A 15,100-nucleotide genomic window follows, 5' to 3' on the forward strand; every position below is an offset into this window, starting at 1 on the left:
ATGGTGAAGAAGGTCCACGTTTCCGAAACGCCCGCAACGCAACTGCTGCGGGCGAACAAGATCGCCTTCACCGAGCATCCCTACGAGTACATGGAACACGGCGGCGCGCAGCGCGGCGCCGAGATGCTGGGGCTCGACCCCTTCACCGTCATCAAGACGCTGGTGATGCAGGACCAGGACGCCAGGCCGCTCATCGTGCTGATGCACGGCAACCGCACGGTGTCGACCAAGAACCTCGCGCGGCAGATCGGCGCCAAGTCCGTCGAGCCCTGCAAGCCCGAGGTGGCGCAGCGCCACAGCGGCTACATGGTGGGCGGCACCTCGCCCTTCGGCACGCGGCGCGAGATGCCGGTGTACGTCGAATCGACCATCCTCGAGTTGCCGAGGATCGTGCTCAATGGCGGGCGGCGCGGCTACTTGATCGGCATCGATCCGCAGGTGTGCGTGGCGCTGCTGGGCGCGACGCCGGTGCAGTGCGCGCTGGCAGAATAGCCGCCGCGACGGCGCCGGCACTTTGGCGCGTCGCCGATAAGAACAACCAATCCCGCGGAGCGCTGCCTTGAGCTTTCACCTGCCGTCCCTCATCGCCATCGTGGCGTCGTACCTGATCGGCTCGCTGTCCTTCGCGGTCATCGTGAGCAAGTCGCTCGGCATGGCCGATCCGCGCAGCTACGGCAGCGGCAACCCCGGCGCGACCAACGTGCTGCGCTCGGGCAACAAGGGCGCGGCGCTCGCCACGCTGGTGCTCGATGCGGTCAAGGGCTGGCTGCCGGTGTTTTTGATCCGCCACTACGGCGCGCAGTGGGGCCTGGGCGATGGCGTGGCCGCCGTGGCGGGCCTCGCGGCTTTCCTCGGGCACCTGTACCCGGTGTTCTTCGGCTTCCAGGGCGGCAAGGGCGTGGCGACCGCGGCGGGCGTGCTGGTGGGCATTGCGCCCTGGCTGGGGCTGGCGACCGGCGTCACCTGGCTGATCATCGCGGTCTTCTTCCGCTATTCGTCGCTGTCGTCGCTGGTGGCGGCGTTCTTCGCGCCGGCCTATTACCTTTTGGGCGGCAACATCGCGTGGCCGCTCGACCGCACGGTGCTGATTGCGATCATCATCATGAGTCTGCTGCTGGTCTGGCGGCACCGCGAAAACATCCGCCGGCTCGCGGCCGGCACGGAGTCGAAACTCGGCTCGAAGAAAAAAGCTTGAAGCAGAAGGCTAGAACACCACCATGGCAACCCTCACCCGCTTTCACGTCGGCCCGCGTCTCTCGGAGACGGCCGTGCACAACGGCACCATCTATCTCGCGGGCCAGGTGCCCGACGACACCTCGCAGGACATCCGCGGCCAGACCACGCAGGTGCTCGCCATGGTCGATCGCCTCCTGGCCGAAGCCGGCAGCGACAAGTCGCGCATCCTCATGACGCAGATCTTTTTGGCCGACATCACCGACATCACGGCGATGAACGAGGTGTGGGATGCGTGGATTCCGGCCGGCAACACGCCGCCGCGCGCAACGGTGCAGGCCAAGATGGCCAATGCGGCCTACAAGATCGAGATCGTCGTCACGGCCGCAGCGGCCTGACGGTCAATAGCGCTTCTCCAGAACCATCTGGTCCGCATCGCGGCGCATCGAGAAGCGGTTGATGAAGCTGTTGCCCAGCAGCACGAAAGGCATCGGCTCGGGCGACACGATGGCGTCGATGTCGTAGACCTCGACATCGCCGACGCGCACGGACTGCAGCCGCAGCTTGTAGCCCACGGTCACGCCGTTGGCGGTGCTCATCTGGACCCGCTGGGCCTTGCTGTAGTCCAGGCCGATGCGCTGCGCATCGGCGGCCGACAACGCGATCGACGTGGCCCCGGTGTCGAGCATGAAGGTGACCGTGCGCCCGTTGATGGTGCCCTGCGTCATGTAGTGGCCGCGGCTGTCGGCCGGCAGCACGATGCGGCTGCCACCGCCGGAACCTCCACCATTTCCGCCGATGCTGACCGGCGTGTCCATGCGCAGGTTGACGCGCTTGCCCTCGAGTTCGACCACGGCCTGCTCGGCCTGCAGCGACACCAGCTTCACGCCCTGGAAGCTCTCGCCGACCGCCACCGTCTTGGGCGGCGCGCCGTTCACGATCAGGATCGCGCGGCTGCCGATGGTGCCGGTGAGCATCACCGAGCTGGCGGCATGCGCCGTCGCAGCGGCAGCCAGAAGCAGCGCTGCCGCGAGGGCGGCCGGGGATTTCATGGTGCGATCAGTCGCGGAAGTTGTTGAACGACAGCGGCATGTCCGGCACGTCCTTCTTGATGAGGGCCATCGCGGCCTGAAGATCGTCGCGCTTGGCGCCGGTGATGCGCACCGCGTCGCCCTGGATCGCGGCCTGCACCTTGAGCTTGCTGTCCTTGACGATGCGGGTGATCTTCTTGGCCTGCTCGCTCTCGATGCCGCTCTTGACCTTGATGACCTGCTTGACCTTGTCGCCGCCCATCTTCTGGACGTCGCCCTTGTCGAGGAAGCGCACATCGACGCTGCGCTTGGTGAGCTTGCTGCGAAGGATGTCTTCGACCTGCACGAGCTGGAACTCGGCATCCCCGATCATGGTGATTTCCTTGTCCTTGAGGTCGACGGCAGCCGCCGTGCCCTTGAAATCGAAGCGCGTCGCGATTTCCTTGGCGGTGTTCTCGACCGCATTCTTCACTTCGGGCAGATTGGGCTCGCAGACGGTATCGAAAGACGGCATGGGCTCTCCTGATGTCACTTGTGCTGGATGCGACAATTCTCCCATGATCGTGGAGCACAACGTCCCCCTGCAGCCGTACAACAGTTTCGGCATCGTCGCGCGCGCGCAGCGCCTGGCGCGCATCACGGGCGAGGCCGATATCGCCGAGCTCCTGGCCGGCCCCGACTGGCCGGGCGCCCCCCGTTTCGTGCTGGGCGGCGGCAGCAACATCGTGCTGACCGGCGACGTCAAGCCGCTGGTGCTCAAGGTGGAAATCAAGGGCCTGCGGCTGGTCGAAGAGACGCCCAGGGCCTGGATCGTCGAGGCGGGTGCGGGCGAAATCTGGCACGACGCCGTCGAATGGATGGTGCGCAACGGCTATCCCGGCCTCGAGAACCTGGCGCTCATTCCCGGCACCGTGGGCGGCGCCCCGGTGCAGAACATCGGCGCCTACGGCGTCGAGCTGCAGGACCGCTTCGAATCGCTGGACGCCATCGACCTGGACACCGGCCGCAGCTTCATGCTCGATGCGGCCCAGTGCGCCTTCGGCTATCGCGACTCTGTCTTCAAGCACGTGCGAAGCGGCCCGAACGACTTCGGCCTCGCAGGCCGGGCGCTGATCACGCGGGTGCGCTTCAGGCTGCAAAAGCCGTGGAAAGCGGTCGTCGGCTACCTCGACCTCGAACGCAAGATGGAAGAAACCGGCAACTTCACGCCGAGCGCCGTCGATGTCTTCGACTGGGTCTGCGCCATCCGCCGCGCCAAGCTGCCCGACTGGCGCGTGCTGGGCAACGCCGGCAGCTTCTTCAAGAACCCGACCGTCACGCCCGAGCAGTGCGCCGACATCATCGCGCGCGACCCCAAGATCGTTCACTACCCGATGGCCGACGGCAGCATCAAGCTGGCGGCCGGCTGGCTCATCGACGCCTGCGGCTGGAAGGGCAAGTCGGTCGGCAATGCCGGCGTGTACGAGCGGCAGGCGCTGGTGCTGGTCAACCGCGGCGGCAGCGAGAACCCGGTGACCGGCGGCGAGGTGATGACGCTGGCCAAGGCCATCCAGACCAGCGTGTACGAGCGCTTCGGCATTCGCCTGGAGCCCGAGCCGGTGGTCGTCTGACGCGATGGATCTGGACTTTTTGCACCTGAATTTCCGGCGGCGCATCGCGACGCTGGTGTGGGCGCAGCGGGTCGTCATCGTGGCGGGCATCGCCTCGGTGTTTCTGGTGCCGGCGCGCTGGTGGGGATCGGCGCTGCTGTTCATCGCGGCCTTCTGCTTCGCGGCGCTCCTGAGCCGCATCGAAGTGAGCCTGCGCCGCCAGTTCATCCGCGAGGCGCGGCTGCCGCCCTTTCTCGTTGGCAAGCTGCGCGAAGCCCATCCGCAGTTGAGCCGGCGCGATGCCGAGCTGGTGCTGCGGGGCCTGCGCCAGTTCTTCATGGCGCACCTGCGCAGCGACCGCAAGTTCGTCGCCATGCCCTCGAAGGTGGTCGACACCGCCTGGCACGAGTTCATCCTGCACACGCAGGGCTACCAGAACTGGTGCAAGGCGGCCTTCGGCGGCATGCTGCACCACAGCCCGGCCGAGGTGCTGGGCAAGGACGCCAAGCGCAACGACGGCCTGCGCCGCACCTGGTACTGGGCGTGCAAGGAAGAGAGCATCGATCCGCGCAAGCCCGCGCGGCTGCCGCTGCTGTTCGCGCTGGACATCAAGTTCGCGATTCCCGGCGGCTTCGAATACGTGCCCGACTGCAAGGCGGTCGACCGGCACAACGGCTCGACCGCGCAGTGCGGCAGCGAGTTCGGCGAGTCTTCGTCGGATGGCGGCGGCTCGGGCGATGCCGGTGGTTTCGGCGGCAGCGAGTCGGGCAGCGACAGCGGAAGCGGGGACTCTGGCGGTGACAGTGGTGGTGACAGCGGCGGGTGCGGAGGCGGCTGCGGCGGAGGCGGCGGCGACTGACCGACGCGACGCAGCGCCAAAGAAAAACGGGCCCCTCGGGCCCGTTCGTCATTGAAGCGCGCGGCGCTTACTTGCTGCCGCTTTCGTCGTCGTTCGCGAGCTTGGGCAGCGAAGCGCCCTGGCTCGACGACAGCAGCCCGGTGCGGGTGTAGATCGCCAGCTTTTCGCGCGTGTCGATGATGTCCAGGTTGCGCATCGTCAACTGGCCGATGCGGTCCAGCGGCGTGAACGCGCCTTCGACCTTTTCCATGCTCAGGCGCTCGGGCTTGTAGGTGAGGTTGGGCGATTCGGTGTTCAGGATCGAGTAGTCGTTGCCGCGGCGCAGCTCGACGGTCACTTCGCCGGTGATGGCGCGCGCCACCCAGCGTTGGGCGGTCTCGCGCAGCATGATCGCCTGCGGGTCGAACCAGCGGCCCTGGTAGAGCAGGCGGCCGAGCTTGCGGCCGTGGTCGCGGTATTGCTCGATCGTGTCTTCGTTGTGGATGCCGGTCACCAGGCGCTCGTAGGCGATGAACAGCAGCGCGAGGCCCGGGGCCTCGTAGATGCCGCGGCTCTTGGCCTCGATGATGCGGTTCTCGATCTGGTCGCTCATGCCCAGGCCGTGGCGCCCGCCGATGCGGTTGGCTTCCAGGATCAGCTCGACCATGTTCGGGTAGGCCACGCCGTTCAGCGCGACGGGCACGCCTTCTTCGAAGCGCACCGAGACGGTCTCGCGCTTGACCTCGACTTCGTCCTTCCAGAACGCGACGCCCATGATGGGCTGCACGATCTGCATGCCGCTGTTCAGGTGCTCCAGGTCTTTCGCCTCGTGCGTGGCGCCCAGCATGTTGGAGTCGGTCGAGTAGGCCTTCTCGGACGACATCTTGTAGGCGAAGCCGGCCTTCTGCATGAATTCCGACATTTCCTTGCGGCCGCCGAGTTCGTCGATGAAGACCTGGTCGAGCCAGGGCTTGTAGATCTTCAGCGCGGGGTTGGTGAGCAGGCCGTAGCGGTAGAAGCGCTCGATGTCGTTGCCCTTGTAGGTGCTGCCGTCGCCCCAGATGTTGACGTCGTCTTCCTTCATGGCCGACACCAGCATGGTGCCGGTCACCGCGCGGCCCAGCGGCGTGGTGTTGAAGTAGGTGACGCCCGCGGTGGTGACGTGGAAGGCGCCGGCCTGCAGCGCGGCGATGCCTTCGTTGGCCAGTTGCGCGCGGCAGTCGATCAGGCGCGCGTTTTCGGCGCCGTAGAGCATCGCCTTGCGCGGGATCTCGTCGTAGTCGGGCTCGTCGGGCTGGCCGAGGTTGGCGGTGTAGGCGTAGGGAATCGCGCCCTTGTTGCGCATCCAGTGCAGGGCCGCGCTGGTGTCCAGGCCGCCGGAGAAGGCAATGCCGACCTTCTGGCCGGCGGGAACGTTTTGGAGGATGGTCGACATGTCAGAGGTTCCGGGTTCGCGGTTCAGCCGAAGTGGCAGATGTAGCTGTAGGGCTCGCCGCTCACGCGGATCTGGAAGCTGGAGTTGCCCGGCACGTTGAACTTCTGGCCCGGGCCCGAAGCGACCCATTCGGTGGTGCCGGACAGCAGGTACTCGCAGCTGCCGGCCGTGCCTTCCATGATCTCGGGCGCGCCGGTGTTGAAGGTGAGGGTGGACGGCAGGATCACGCCGACCGATTTCTTCGTGCCGTCGGCGAGCGTGAGGCTGTGGCTCACGCATTTGCCGTCGAAATACACATTGGCCTTGGTGGCCACTGCGGCGCTGTTCAGAGTGTCGGTAGTCGTCGTCATTGGGTGGCGCCGGCGCCTGGGCGTTCGGCTAATCGAGGACGCACCGCACCGGCGGCGCACCCGTCAGGGTTGGGAAAGTCCTCGATTTTAGGGGCTCGACGGCCCCCATCTTCTCAACGGTGCCAGCCGCCGCGGTAACCGCCGTAGCCGCGATAGCCGTAGCCACCCCGGTAGCCGCCGTAGCCGCGGCCGTAGTAGCCGCCGCCCCAACCGCGCGAATACCCCAGGTTCAGCGAGATGCCGACGGGCGGGTACACGTAGGGCTGCGCATATGGGTAGGAATAGGCGGGCTGCACGTAGACCGGTGGCGCATAGACCGGGGCCGGCTGTGCGTAGACCGGCGCGCCCTGGCCGGAGACCACCACGCCGGGCTCCGGCACGACGTTTTCCCAGGGGGAACCGCCGCCTTGCTGGCCCTGTTGGTACTGTTCCTGGTACTGCGGGTCTTGCTGGTACTGCTGGCCGTTGTTGGCCTCGACCGGGTAGACCTGAGGCTGTGGCTGCACGGGCATGCTCGTTGCGCCCGTCGTGGTCACGCCATAGGCGCTGGCCTGGATCGGGATCGTGGCGCCCGGCCGGCTGGTGGTGCGGGTCGTGTACTGGCGGCCCTGGTATTCGTAGGTGACGTTGTAGCTGACGTCGCTGCCGGTCGTCTCGCGGATCGGGGTGGCGGAAATCACCCGGGCCTGGACCACCTGCTGGGCCTGCGCGACGGTTGCTCCCGTCGCCAGCAGCCCGGCCACCGAAAGCCCCGCGAGGGTGCGAAAAACGTGTCTGTTCATGGTGTTCTCTCCTGCAGATCGAGGTTGGAGGCCGGCCGGCGAGACGGGGTTCCGGGGTTTACACGGCGTTCACAGCCCAGGTTTGGGCGTCGAATCCCGTCGTAACGCCGGTTTTGGCCCCCCAGTTGACCACCGGACGCTTGATGAGGCTCGGGTTGGCCAGCAGCACCGCGCGGGCCGAGGCGGCGTCGACCACGCTGTTCTGCGTGGCTTCGTCGAGCTTGCGCCAGGTGGTGCCCCGGCGGTTGACCAGGGCCTCCCAGCCCGGCTCTTTCAGCCACTGGTCCAGTTCGGCCTCGGGCACGCCCTGTTTCTTGAAATCGTGGAAGGTGTAGGCCACGCCGTGTTCGTCGAGCCAAGCGCGGGCGCGCTTGACGGTGTCGCAGTTCGGGATGCCGTATAGGGTTGTCATGGCCGCCATGATGCCGCGCCCGGCGGGTCGGCGACAATGCCGGCCTCCATGGAAACCCTTAACGACTGGCTCGCGCGCGCCGAGCAACTCCATCCCAAGAACATCGAACTGGGCCTCGAACGCGCCAAGGAGATGGCCGGGCGCCTGGGCCTCACGTTCGGCTGCCCCGTCATCACGGTCGCGGGCACCAACGGCAAGGGCTCGACCTGCGCCATGCTCGAGTCGATCCTGACGCACGCGGGCTACCGCACCGCCGTGTTCACTTCCCCCCACCTCGTGCGCTTCGAGGAACGGCTGCGCCTGAAGGGCGAATCGGTCGATGCTTCCAAACTGATAGCAAGCTTCGACGTGGTGGAGAAGGCCCGCGGCGACATGCCCCTGACCTATTTCGAATTCACCACCCTGGGCATCCTGCACTGCATGATCCAGGAAAAGCCCGACGTGGCGATCCTGGAAGTCGGCCTCGGCGGCCGGCTCGACGCGGTCAACATCATCGATGCCGACTGCGCGGTCATCACCAGCATCGACCTGGACCACATGGAATACCTCGGGCCCGACCGCGAAAGCATCGGCTTCGAGAAGGCCGGCATCCTGCGCGCCGGCAAGGCCGCGATCGTGAGCGATCCGATGCCGCCGCAGAGCGTGATCGACCACGCCACCGCCATCGGCGCCGACCTCTGGCGCTTTGGCACCGACTTCAACGTGTCGGGCGACAAGCAGCAGTGGGGCTGGTCGGGCCGCGGCAGGCGCTACAGCGGGCTGGCCTATCCGGCGCTGCGCGGCGCCAACCAGCTCATCAATGCCGCGGGCGTGCTTGCGGCGCTGGAGGCGCTTCGTCCGCAATTGCCGATCACGGCGCAGGCGGTGCGCAACGGGCTCGCGATGGTCGAGCTGCCGGGCCGCTTCCAGATCGTGCCGGGCGAGCCCGCGCTGGTGCTCGACGTGGCGCACAACGCGCATGCGGTCGCCGCGCTCGCCGAGAACCTCGACGCGATGGGTTTCTTTCCGACGACGCACGGCGTCTTCGGTGTCATGGCCGACAAGGACCTCGCGCCGATCCTGGCGCGCATCGGCCCGATGATCGACCGCTGGTACTTCACCGACCTGCCCACGCCGCGCGCGGCCAAGGCGGCCGATCTGCTGGCCGCATGGCAGGCGCAGAACACCCGCGCCGATGCTTCCGGCAGCGTGCATGCAGGGCCGATGGACGCGCTGCGCGCAGCCATCGAGCACGCGGACCCCGCTGATAGAATCGTGGTCTTCGGATCGTTCTTCACCGTGGGTGGCGTGCTCGAAAACGGCACCCCCCGGCTGCAAGCCAAACACCTGTCGCCGGGCGGCTGACCGACAGGTCGACCGCACCACCTGGCATCACCTCGCTGCACTCCTTCAGGGATCGAACTTCATGGCGTTTTTCAAGTTCCGCACGCGCGGCCCACAAGGCAACGAAGGACGCAACGCCCCGGCGGCCGTCCCCGCGGAAAGTGTCGAAACCATGCGTCGGCGCGCGCGCCATCGGTTGCTGGGCGCCGCAGTGCTGGTGCTGCTGGGCGTGATCGGCTTCCCGCTGCTGTTCGACACGCAGCCGCGGCCCGTGTCGGTCGACATCCCCATCGAGATTCCGGACCGCAACAAGGTCAAGCCGCTGCCCGTGCCCAATGCACCTGCAACAGCGCCCGCAACGAGCAGCGCGCCGGCTGCCCCCGACAACAGCGCCCGCGTGGCGGCTGCCTCGTCGGCCGGCGGCATGATCACCGAGACCGCCGATGGCACCGTGATCGAGTCCGGCAAGCCGGTGGCCAGCACGCCGCCGGCCGCCGAAACCAAGCCCAAGCCAGAACCGAAACCGGAACCCAAGCCCGAACCGAAACCCGAGGCCAAGCCGAAGCCCGAACCCAAGCCCGAGGCCAAGGAATCCAAGCCGAAGCCGGAGCCGAAACCCGAGGCCAAGCCGAAGCCGGAGACCAAGCCCGCCGCCTCCGCCGACGACGGCGCCCGCGCCCGCGCATTGCTCGAAGGCAAGCCCATCAGCACCACGCCCAAGCCGGCCGCCGGCGACGACGCCGGCCGCTTCATCGTGCAGGTCGGTGCGTTCGCCGATGCCGACAAGGCGCGCGAAGTGCGCCAGAAGCTGGAGCGCGCGGGCCTGAAGACCTATGTGAACGTCGCCAAGACGGCCGATGGCGAGCGCACGCGTGTGCGTGTCGGCCCCTTCGCGTCGCGCGCCGAGGCGGACAAGGCGGCGGAGAAGGTCAAGGGCTTGTCTTTGTCGGCCGCGATCCTCACGTTGTAAGCGCAGGCGCCTGCTGCCGTGGCCCTGCTCGACTGGATCGCCGTCACGCTCATCGTGGTGTCGATGCTGTTCGGCCTCATGCGGGGCCTGGTGTTCGAAGTGATTTCGCTGGTGGGCTGGGTGGCCGCTTTCATCGCCGCCCAGTGGCTGGCCTCCGATGTGGCGGCGTGGCTGCCGTTCGGCGAGCCGCAGGCCACGTGGCGTTATCCACTGGCGTTCGTGCTGGTGTTCGTGGCGGTGGCGTTCGGCGCGGGGCTCGTGGCAGCCTTGACGCGCAAGCTGATCACCGTGGTGGGCCTTCGGCCCGTGGACCGGATTTTGGGAGCTGCCTTCGGTGCGGCGCGGGGCGCAGTGGCCCTGCTCGTGCTGGCAGTCGTTGTTCATTTGCTGGTGTTGAGCGACAGTGCCTGGTGGCGCGACTCGCTCAGTGCCGGTGTTCTCGATGCGGCATTGCAGGGCCTGAAACCCGCGCTGCCTGAAAAGTTGGCAAGCTACCTGCCCTGAGAGGAATCGTTCATGTGTGGAATCGTCGGCGTTGTCAGCAACGCACCCGTCAACCAGTTGCTCTATGACGCGCTGCTGCTCCTGCAGCATCGCGGCCAGGACGCGGCCGGCATCGTGACCTTGCTGGAACGCAAGTTCTTCATGCACAAGGCCAAGGGCATGGTGCGCGACGTGTTCCGCACCCGCAACATGCGCGGGCTGCCGGGCAACGTGGGCCTGGGCCAGGTGCGCTACCCGACCGCCGGCAACGCCTACAGCGAGGAAGAGGCGCAGCCCTTCTACGTGAACGCGCCGTTCGGCATCGTGCTCGTGCACAACGGCAACCTGACCAACGCGCACGCGCTGCGCTCGGAGCTGTTCTCCACCGACCACCGCCACACCAACACCGAGAGCGACTCCGAAGTGCTGCTCAACGTGCTGGCGCACGAACTGGAGCGCTCCTCGCGCGGCGTGCCGCTGCACCCGGCCGAGGTGTTCGCCGCGGTCAAGAACATGCACAAGCGCCTGCGCGGCTCGTACGCGGTGGTGTCGCTCATCGCGGGCCACGGCCTGCTCGCCTTCCGCGATCCGTACGGCATCCGCCCGCTGTGCATGGGCCGCAATGCGAAGGACGGCACCGTCATGGTGGCCAGCGAATCGGTCGCGCTCGAAGGCTCGGGCCATGTGTTCGAGCGCAACATCAACCCGGGCGAAGCGGTGTTCATCGACCTGGAAGGCAATGTCCATTCGATGCAGTGCGCCGAGTCGCCCACGCTCAACCCCTGCATCTTCGAATTTGTGTACCTCGCGCGTCCGGACTCGGTGCTCGACGGCATCTCGGTCTACCAGGCGCGCCTGAACCTGGGCGAGACGCTGGCCAAGCGCGTGGTCTCCACGGTGCCGCCGAACCAGATCGACGTGATCATCCCGATCCCTGAATCGAGCCGCCCGAGCGCCACGCAACTCGCGCACCTCCTGGGTGTGCCGTACCGCGAAGGCTTCGTGAAGAACCGCTACGTGGGCCGCACCTTCATCATGCCGGGCCAGGGCGTGCGCAAGAAGTCGGTGCGCCAGAAGCTCAACGTGATCGCCAGCGAGTTCAAGGGCCGCAATGTCCTGCTGGTGGACGACTCCATCGTGCGCGGCACGACGAGCAAAGAGATCGTGCAGATGGCGCGCGACGCCGGCGCCCGCAAGGTGTACCTCGCGAGCGCCGCGCCGCCGGTGCGCTACCCCAACGTCTACGGCATCGACATGCCGACCAAGGACGAGCTGGTCGCGCACGACCGCACCGTCGACGAGATCCGCGAACTGATCGGCTGCGACGCGCTGATCTACCAGGACGTCGATGCCATGAAGCGCGCCATCGGCTCGCTCAACACCAAGCTGGACGGCTTCGACGCCTCGTGCTTCGACGGCGTCTACGTGACCGGCGACATCGACACCGACGCCATCTCGCGCATGAACGGCAATCGCCCCCGCATCGAAGAGACCGAAGAAGATTCTTCGCGCCTTGCGCTCCCCAACCACAGCGAGTGAGAGCTGAAGTGACCGACGAAAGAACCCTGCCGCCCGGACTGCACCGCGACACGCTCGCGCTGCGCACCGGGTTGGCGCCCAGCCAGCATGGCGAGCATTCCGAAGCGCTGTTCCTGACCAGCGGCTTCGTGCAGCCCGATGCCGAGACCTCGGCACGCCGCTTCGCCGGCACCGAGCAGGGCTTTACCTATTCGCGCACCTCCAACCCGACGGTGACCAGCTTCGAGCAGCGCCTGGCCGCGCTCGAAGGCACCGAAGCGGCCATCGGCGCTTCGACCGGCATGGGCGCGATCCTCATGATGTGCATGGGGCTGCTGAAGGCCGGCGACCATGTGATCTGCTCGCGCTCTGTGTTCGGCTCCACGCTGAATCTGTTCGGCAAGGAGTTCGCCAAGTTCGGCGTCGAGACCACCTTCGTCTCGCAGACCGACGTGGCCGAATGGCGCGCGGCGATCAAGCCCAACACCAAGCTGCTGTTCGCAGAGACGCCGACCAATCCGCTGACGGAAGTCTGCGACATCCGGGCTCTCGCCGACCTGGCGCACGGCGCGGGCGCGCTGCTCGCGGTCGACAACTGTTTCTGCACGCCTGCGCTGCAGCGGCCGGCCGAGCTGGGCGCGGACCTCATCATCCATTCGGGCACCAAGTACCTGGACGGCCAGGGCCGTGTGATGGCCGGTGCGATCTGCGGTCCGTCGAAGCTCATCGTCGATGTGTTCGGCCCGATCGTGCGCACCGCCGGCATGGCGCTGTCGCCGTTCAATGCGTGGGTCGTGCTCAAGGGCCTCGAGACGCTCGGCATCCGCATGAAGGCGCAGTGCGCGAACGCGCTGGCCGTGGCGCAATGGCTCGAGCAGCAGCCGGGCATCGCGCGCGTCTACTACCCGGGCCTCGCTTCGCATGGGCAGCATGAGCTTGCGATGCGCCAGCAGTCGGGGCAGGGCGGGGCGGTGGTGTCGTTCGACGTGGTCGGCGACACGCCCGAAGCCGCGCGCGCCAACGCCTTCCACGTGATCAACAGCACCCGCGTGGTAAGCATCGCCACCAACCTGGGCGACACCAAGACCATCATCACGCACCCCGGCACGACCTCGCACGGCCGGCTCACCGAAGTGCAGCGCCAGGCGGCAGGCATCAGCCAGGGGCTGATCCGTCTCGCGGTCGGCCTCGAGTACATCGACGACATCACGGCCGATCTTTCGCGCGGCCTGAGCACCCTGAATTCCTGAATCGAGTTTCATGACCGGCAAAGTTCGCACCCGCATCGCTCCGTCTCCCACCGGCTTTCTTCACCTGGGCACGGCCCGCACCGCGCTCTATTCGTGGGCGTACGCGCGCCACCACGGCGGCGAATTCGTGCTGCGCATCGAGGACACCGACGTGGCCCGCTCCACGCAGGACTCGACCGACCAGATCCTCGCGTCGATGCACTGGCTCGGCCTGGACTACGACGAAGGCCCGATCTACCAGATGCAACGGTTGGAGCGCTACCGCGAAGTGATCGCGCAGATGCTCGCGGCCGGCACGGCCTACCACTGCTACTGCACACCGGCCGAGCTCGACGAGATGCGCGAAGCGCAACGTGCGCGCGGCGAGAAGACGCTGTACGACCGTCGCTGGCGCCCCGAGGCGGGCAAGGTGCTGCCGCCCGTGCCCGAAGGCGTGCCGCCGGTGGTGCGCTTCTGCAATCCGCCCGAAGGCGACGTGACGTGGAACGACCTCGTCAAGGGCGAGATCACCATCAACAACCGCGAGATCGACGACCTCATTATCTTGAGGCCCGACGGTGTGCCCACGTACAACTTCGCGGTCGTGGTCGACGACTGGGACATGAACATCACGCACGTGTTCCGCGGCGACGAGCACATCAACAACACGCCGTGGCAGATCAACATCTTCCGCGCGCTCGGCGCACCGCTGCCGCAGTTCGGCCATGTGCCGGTGATCCTGGGCGACGACGGACAGAAGCTCTCCAAGCGCCGCGGCGCGGTGAGCGTCACCGCCTATGAAGAGAACGGCTACCTGCCCGAAGCGATGCTGAACTACCTCGCGCGCCTGGGTTGGAGCCACGGCGACGACGAGCTCTTCACGCGTGAGCAGATGGTCAGCTGGTTCGACGGCTCGCACCTGTCCAAGAGCCCTGCGCAATGGGATGCGGCCAAGCTCGCGTGGGTCAACGCGCAGTACATCAAGGCGAAGGCCGATGCGGAACTCGCGCCGCTCGTGGCCGCGCAACTGAAGAAGCGCGGCATCGAGGCGGACGACCGGCTCACGGCCATCTGCGCGCTCTTCAAGGACCGCTGCGAAACCACGGTCGCGCTGGCCGATTGGGCCGCCGCGTTCTACACCGACGTGACGCCGAGCGATGCCGATCGCGCGCAGCACGTCACCGATGCGGTGAAGCCCGTCCTCGCGACGCTCGCAGAGAAGCTCGCGGACGTGACGTGGGAAAAAGTTTCGATCGCCGCGGCCATCAAGGAAGTTCTGGCCGCGCATTCTGTGAAAATGCCCGTGTTGGCCATGCCGGTTCGCGTCCTCGTGATGGGAACACCGCAGACGCCATCCCTCGATTCGGTGCTCGCACTCTTTTCTCGCGAAAAAGTTGTGGAGCGTTTGAAAAGGGCCTGATTTTTCGGTCTATAATTTGAGGCTCGACACCGACACACGGTAATTCTGAAAAGAAGAACCTGAAAGTCAAATGGGGGTATAGCTCAGCTGGGAGAGCGCTTGCATGGCATGCAAGAGGTCATCGGTTCGATCCCGTTTACCTCCACCATCAAAAAGTGTCGAGAAGAAGATAAGTGCTGATCGCAGCACGGTTCCTAAGGTTTTGACCCTATCGTCTAGAGGCCTAGGACACCACCCTTTCACGGTGGCTACCGGGGTTCGAATCCCCGTAGGGTCGCCAGTTTCATGCAAGTGAAGCAGGCACAAGTCGTCAGCACTTGGCTCCGCAAGGAGTGAACGTTGTCTACCAGGAGTGGTAGTTCAGTTGGTTAGAATACCGGCCTGTCACGCCGGGGGTCGCGGGTTCGAGTCCCGTCCACTCCGCCAGTCAGAAGCCCCTGCAATTCAATGAGTTGCAGGGGCTTTTCACTTTCCGGGTCCGCCACATGCATCGAGCGCGTCGACCCTGGAAATCACCGCACTCAAAGCAGTTCAAGCTCGCTTCTTC

The 15,100-nt window shown here is 66.4% G+C and carries 17 protein-coding genes and 3 tRNA genes; 14 read left to right on the forward strand and 6 right to left on the reverse strand.

What is annotated here, in order from left to right; all coding sequences use genetic code 11:
* The 3 genes from JC881_RS29240 (at position 1) to JC881_RS29250 (ending at position 1,571) form a co-directional block, all read left to right on the forward strand.
* Positions 1-492, forward strand: a complete 492-nt coding sequence (locus tag JC881_RS29240) for an aminoacyl-tRNA deacylase (protein WP_198789327.1) — start codon at positions 1-3, stop codon at positions 490-492.
* 67 nt (positions 493-559) lie between these two features.
* Entirely contained in the window at positions 560-1,195 is a 636-nt protein-coding gene (gene plsY, locus JC881_RS29245; protein ID WP_198789292.1) for a glycerol-3-phosphate 1-O-acyltransferase PlsY, read from the forward strand.
* Positions 1,196-1,217: 22 nt separating this feature from the next.
* Positions 1,218-1,571 carry a RidA family protein gene (locus JC881_RS29250; protein WP_198789293.1) on the forward strand — a complete coding sequence of 118 codons (354 nt, stop codon included), beginning with the start codon at positions 1,218-1,220 and terminating at the stop codon, positions 1,569-1,571.
* A 3-nt stretch (positions 1,572-1,574) separates the two neighbouring features.
* On the opposite strand, the gene JC881_RS29255 is transcribed toward JC881_RS29250, so the two are convergent.
* Together JC881_RS29255 and JC881_RS29260 are read right to left on the reverse strand one after the other, a co-directional pair.
* Positions 1,575-2,225 (reverse strand): retropepsin-like aspartic protease family protein, encoded by a 651-nt coding sequence (locus tag JC881_RS29255; RefSeq protein WP_198789294.1) that lies wholly within the window; start codon positions 2,223-2,225, stop codon positions 1,575-1,577.
* A 7-nt stretch (positions 2,226-2,232) separates the two neighbouring features.
* Positions 2,233-2,718 carry a YajQ family cyclic di-GMP-binding protein gene (locus tag JC881_RS29260; RefSeq protein WP_013542743.1) on the reverse strand — a complete coding sequence of 162 codons (486 nt, stop codon included), beginning with the start codon at positions 2,716-2,718 and terminating at the stop codon, positions 2,233-2,235.
* Positions 2,719-2,761: 43 nt separating this feature from the next.
* Between JC881_RS29260 and murB the strand changes: the two genes are divergently transcribed.
* Both murB and JC881_RS29270 read left to right on the forward strand, forming a co-directional pair.
* Positions 2,762-3,814 carry a UDP-N-acetylmuramate dehydrogenase gene (gene murB / locus JC881_RS29265; RefSeq protein ID WP_198789295.1) on the forward strand — a complete coding sequence of 351 codons (1,053 nt, stop codon included), beginning with the start codon at positions 2,762-2,764 and terminating at the stop codon, positions 3,812-3,814.
* 4 nt (positions 3,815-3,818) lie between these two features.
* Positions 3,819-4,652 carry a glycine-rich domain-containing protein gene (locus JC881_RS29270; protein ID WP_198789296.1) on the forward strand — a complete coding sequence of 278 codons (834 nt, stop codon included), beginning with the start codon at positions 3,819-3,821 and terminating at the stop codon, positions 4,650-4,652.
* A gap of 67 nt (positions 4,653-4,719) precedes the next feature.
* Here the strand turns inward: JC881_RS29270 and argG are convergent, their stop codons facing one another.
* The 4 genes from argG to JC881_RS29290 all read right to left on the reverse strand — a co-directional run bounded on the left by argG (position 4,720) and on the right by JC881_RS29290 (position 7,610).
* Positions 4,720-6,066, reverse strand: a complete 1,347-nt coding sequence (argG, locus tag JC881_RS29275; RefSeq protein ID WP_198789297.1) for an argininosuccinate synthase — start codon at positions 6,064-6,066, stop codon at positions 4,720-4,722.
* Positions 6,067-6,089: 23 nt separating this feature from the next.
* Positions 6,090-6,416 carry a pyrimidine/purine nucleoside phosphorylase gene (gene ppnP / locus JC881_RS29280; RefSeq protein WP_198789298.1) on the reverse strand — a complete coding sequence of 109 codons (327 nt, stop codon included), beginning with the start codon at positions 6,414-6,416 and terminating at the stop codon, positions 6,090-6,092.
* 113 nt (positions 6,417-6,529) lie between these two features.
* Entirely contained in the window at positions 6,530-7,198 is a 669-nt protein-coding gene (locus JC881_RS29285) for a hypothetical protein (protein WP_198789299.1), read from the reverse strand.
* A gap of 58 nt (positions 7,199-7,256) precedes the next feature.
* A complete protein-coding gene (locus JC881_RS29290; RefSeq protein WP_198789300.1) occupies positions 7,257-7,610 on the reverse strand; it encodes an ArsC family reductase in 354 nt (117 codons plus the stop codon).
* 36 nt (positions 7,611-7,646) lie between these two features.
* Between JC881_RS29290 and folC the strand changes: the two genes are divergently transcribed.
* The 9 genes from folC to JC881_RS29335 all read left to right on the forward strand — a co-directional run bounded on the left by folC (position 7,647) and on the right by JC881_RS29335 (position 14,979).
* Positions 7,647-8,954, forward strand: a complete 1,308-nt coding sequence (folC, locus tag JC881_RS29295; protein WP_198789301.1) for a bifunctional tetrahydrofolate synthase/dihydrofolate synthase — start codon at positions 7,647-7,649, stop codon at positions 8,952-8,954.
* Positions 8,955-9,015: 61 nt separating this feature from the next.
* Entirely contained in the window at positions 9,016-9,903 is an 888-nt protein-coding gene (locus tag JC881_RS29300) for an SPOR domain-containing protein (protein WP_198789302.1), read from the forward strand.
* An 18-nt stretch (positions 9,904-9,921) separates the two neighbouring features.
* On the forward strand, positions 9,922-10,407 hold the full coding sequence (locus tag JC881_RS29305) for a CvpA family protein (RefSeq protein WP_093430838.1): 486 nt from the start codon (positions 9,922-9,924) through the stop codon (positions 10,405-10,407).
* Between the two features lie 12 nt (positions 10,408-10,419).
* Positions 10,420-11,925 carry an amidophosphoribosyltransferase gene (gene purF / locus JC881_RS29310; RefSeq protein WP_198789303.1) on the forward strand — a complete coding sequence of 502 codons (1,506 nt, stop codon included), beginning with the start codon at positions 10,420-10,422 and terminating at the stop codon, positions 11,923-11,925.
* Positions 11,926-11,933: 8 nt separating this feature from the next.
* Complete coding sequence (locus tag JC881_RS29315; RefSeq protein WP_198789304.1) at positions 11,934-13,154, forward strand: O-succinylhomoserine sulfhydrylase; 1,221 nt, start codon at positions 11,934-11,936, stop codon at positions 13,152-13,154.
* A 10-nt stretch (positions 13,155-13,164) separates the two neighbouring features.
* Positions 13,165-14,553, forward strand: a complete 1,389-nt coding sequence (gltX, locus tag JC881_RS29320; protein ID WP_198789305.1) for a glutamate--tRNA ligase — start codon at positions 13,165-13,167, stop codon at positions 14,551-14,553.
* Between the two features lie 72 nt (positions 14,554-14,625).
* Positions 14,626-14,701: transfer RNA gene (locus JC881_RS29325), tRNA-Ala, on the forward strand.
* Between the two features lie 56 nt (positions 14,702-14,757).
* Positions 14,758-14,833: transfer RNA gene (locus JC881_RS29330), tRNA-Glu, on the forward strand.
* A 69-nt stretch (positions 14,834-14,902) separates the two neighbouring features.
* A tRNA-Asp gene (locus JC881_RS29335) sits at positions 14,903-14,979 on the forward strand.
* The last annotated feature ends 121 nt before the right edge of the window (positions 14,980-15,100 follow it).

It is taken from the genome of Variovorax sp. IB41 (assembly GCF_016405905.1).
Lineage (GTDB): Bacteria > Pseudomonadota > Gammaproteobacteria > Burkholderiales > Burkholderiaceae_C > Variovorax.

Excerpts from the sequence above, each read along its gene's own strand:
- JC881_RS29240 (WP_198789327.1), top strand. The coding sequence starts at position 1 with ATGGTGAAGAAGGTCCACGTTTCCGAAACGCCCGCAACGCAACTGCTG.
- JC881_RS29250 (WP_198789293.1), top strand. The coding sequence starts at position 1,218 with ATGGCAACCCTCACCCGCTTTCACGTCGGCCCGCGTCTCTCGGAGACG.
- JC881_RS29255 (WP_198789294.1), bottom strand. The coding sequence starts at position 2,225 with ATGAAATCCCCGGCCGCCCTCGCGGCAGCGCTGCTTCTGGCTGCCGCT.
- JC881_RS29260 (WP_013542743.1), bottom strand. The coding sequence starts at position 2,718 with ATGCCGTCTTTCGATACCGTCTGCGAGCCCAATCTGCCCGAAGTGAAG.
- murB (WP_198789295.1), top strand. The coding sequence starts at position 2,762 with ATGATCGTGGAGCACAACGTCCCCCTGCAGCCGTACAACAGTTTCGGC.
- JC881_RS29270 (WP_198789296.1), top strand. The coding sequence starts at position 3,819 with ATGGATCTGGACTTTTTGCACCTGAATTTCCGGCGGCGCATCGCGACG.
- argG (WP_198789297.1), bottom strand. The coding sequence starts at position 6,066 with ATGTCGACCATCCTCCAAAACGTTCCCGCCGGCCAGAAGGTCGGCATT.
- ppnP (WP_198789298.1), bottom strand. The coding sequence starts at position 6,416 with ATGACGACGACTACCGACACTCTGAACAGCGCCGCAGTGGCCACCAAG.
- JC881_RS29285 (WP_198789299.1), bottom strand. The coding sequence starts at position 7,198 with ATGAACAGACACGTTTTTCGCACCCTCGCGGGGCTTTCGGTGGCCGGG.
- JC881_RS29290 (WP_198789300.1), bottom strand. The coding sequence starts at position 7,610 with ATGACAACCCTATACGGCATCCCGAACTGCGACACCGTCAAGCGCGCC.
- folC (WP_198789301.1), top strand. The coding sequence starts at position 7,647 with ATGCCGGCCTCCATGGAAACCCTTAACGACTGGCTCGCGCGCGCCGAG.
- JC881_RS29300 (WP_198789302.1), top strand. The coding sequence starts at position 9,016 with ATGGCGTTTTTCAAGTTCCGCACGCGCGGCCCACAAGGCAACGAAGGA.
- purF (WP_198789303.1), top strand. The coding sequence starts at position 10,420 with ATGTGTGGAATCGTCGGCGTTGTCAGCAACGCACCCGTCAACCAGTTG.
- gltX (WP_198789305.1), top strand. The coding sequence starts at position 13,165 with ATGACCGGCAAAGTTCGCACCCGCATCGCTCCGTCTCCCACCGGCTTT.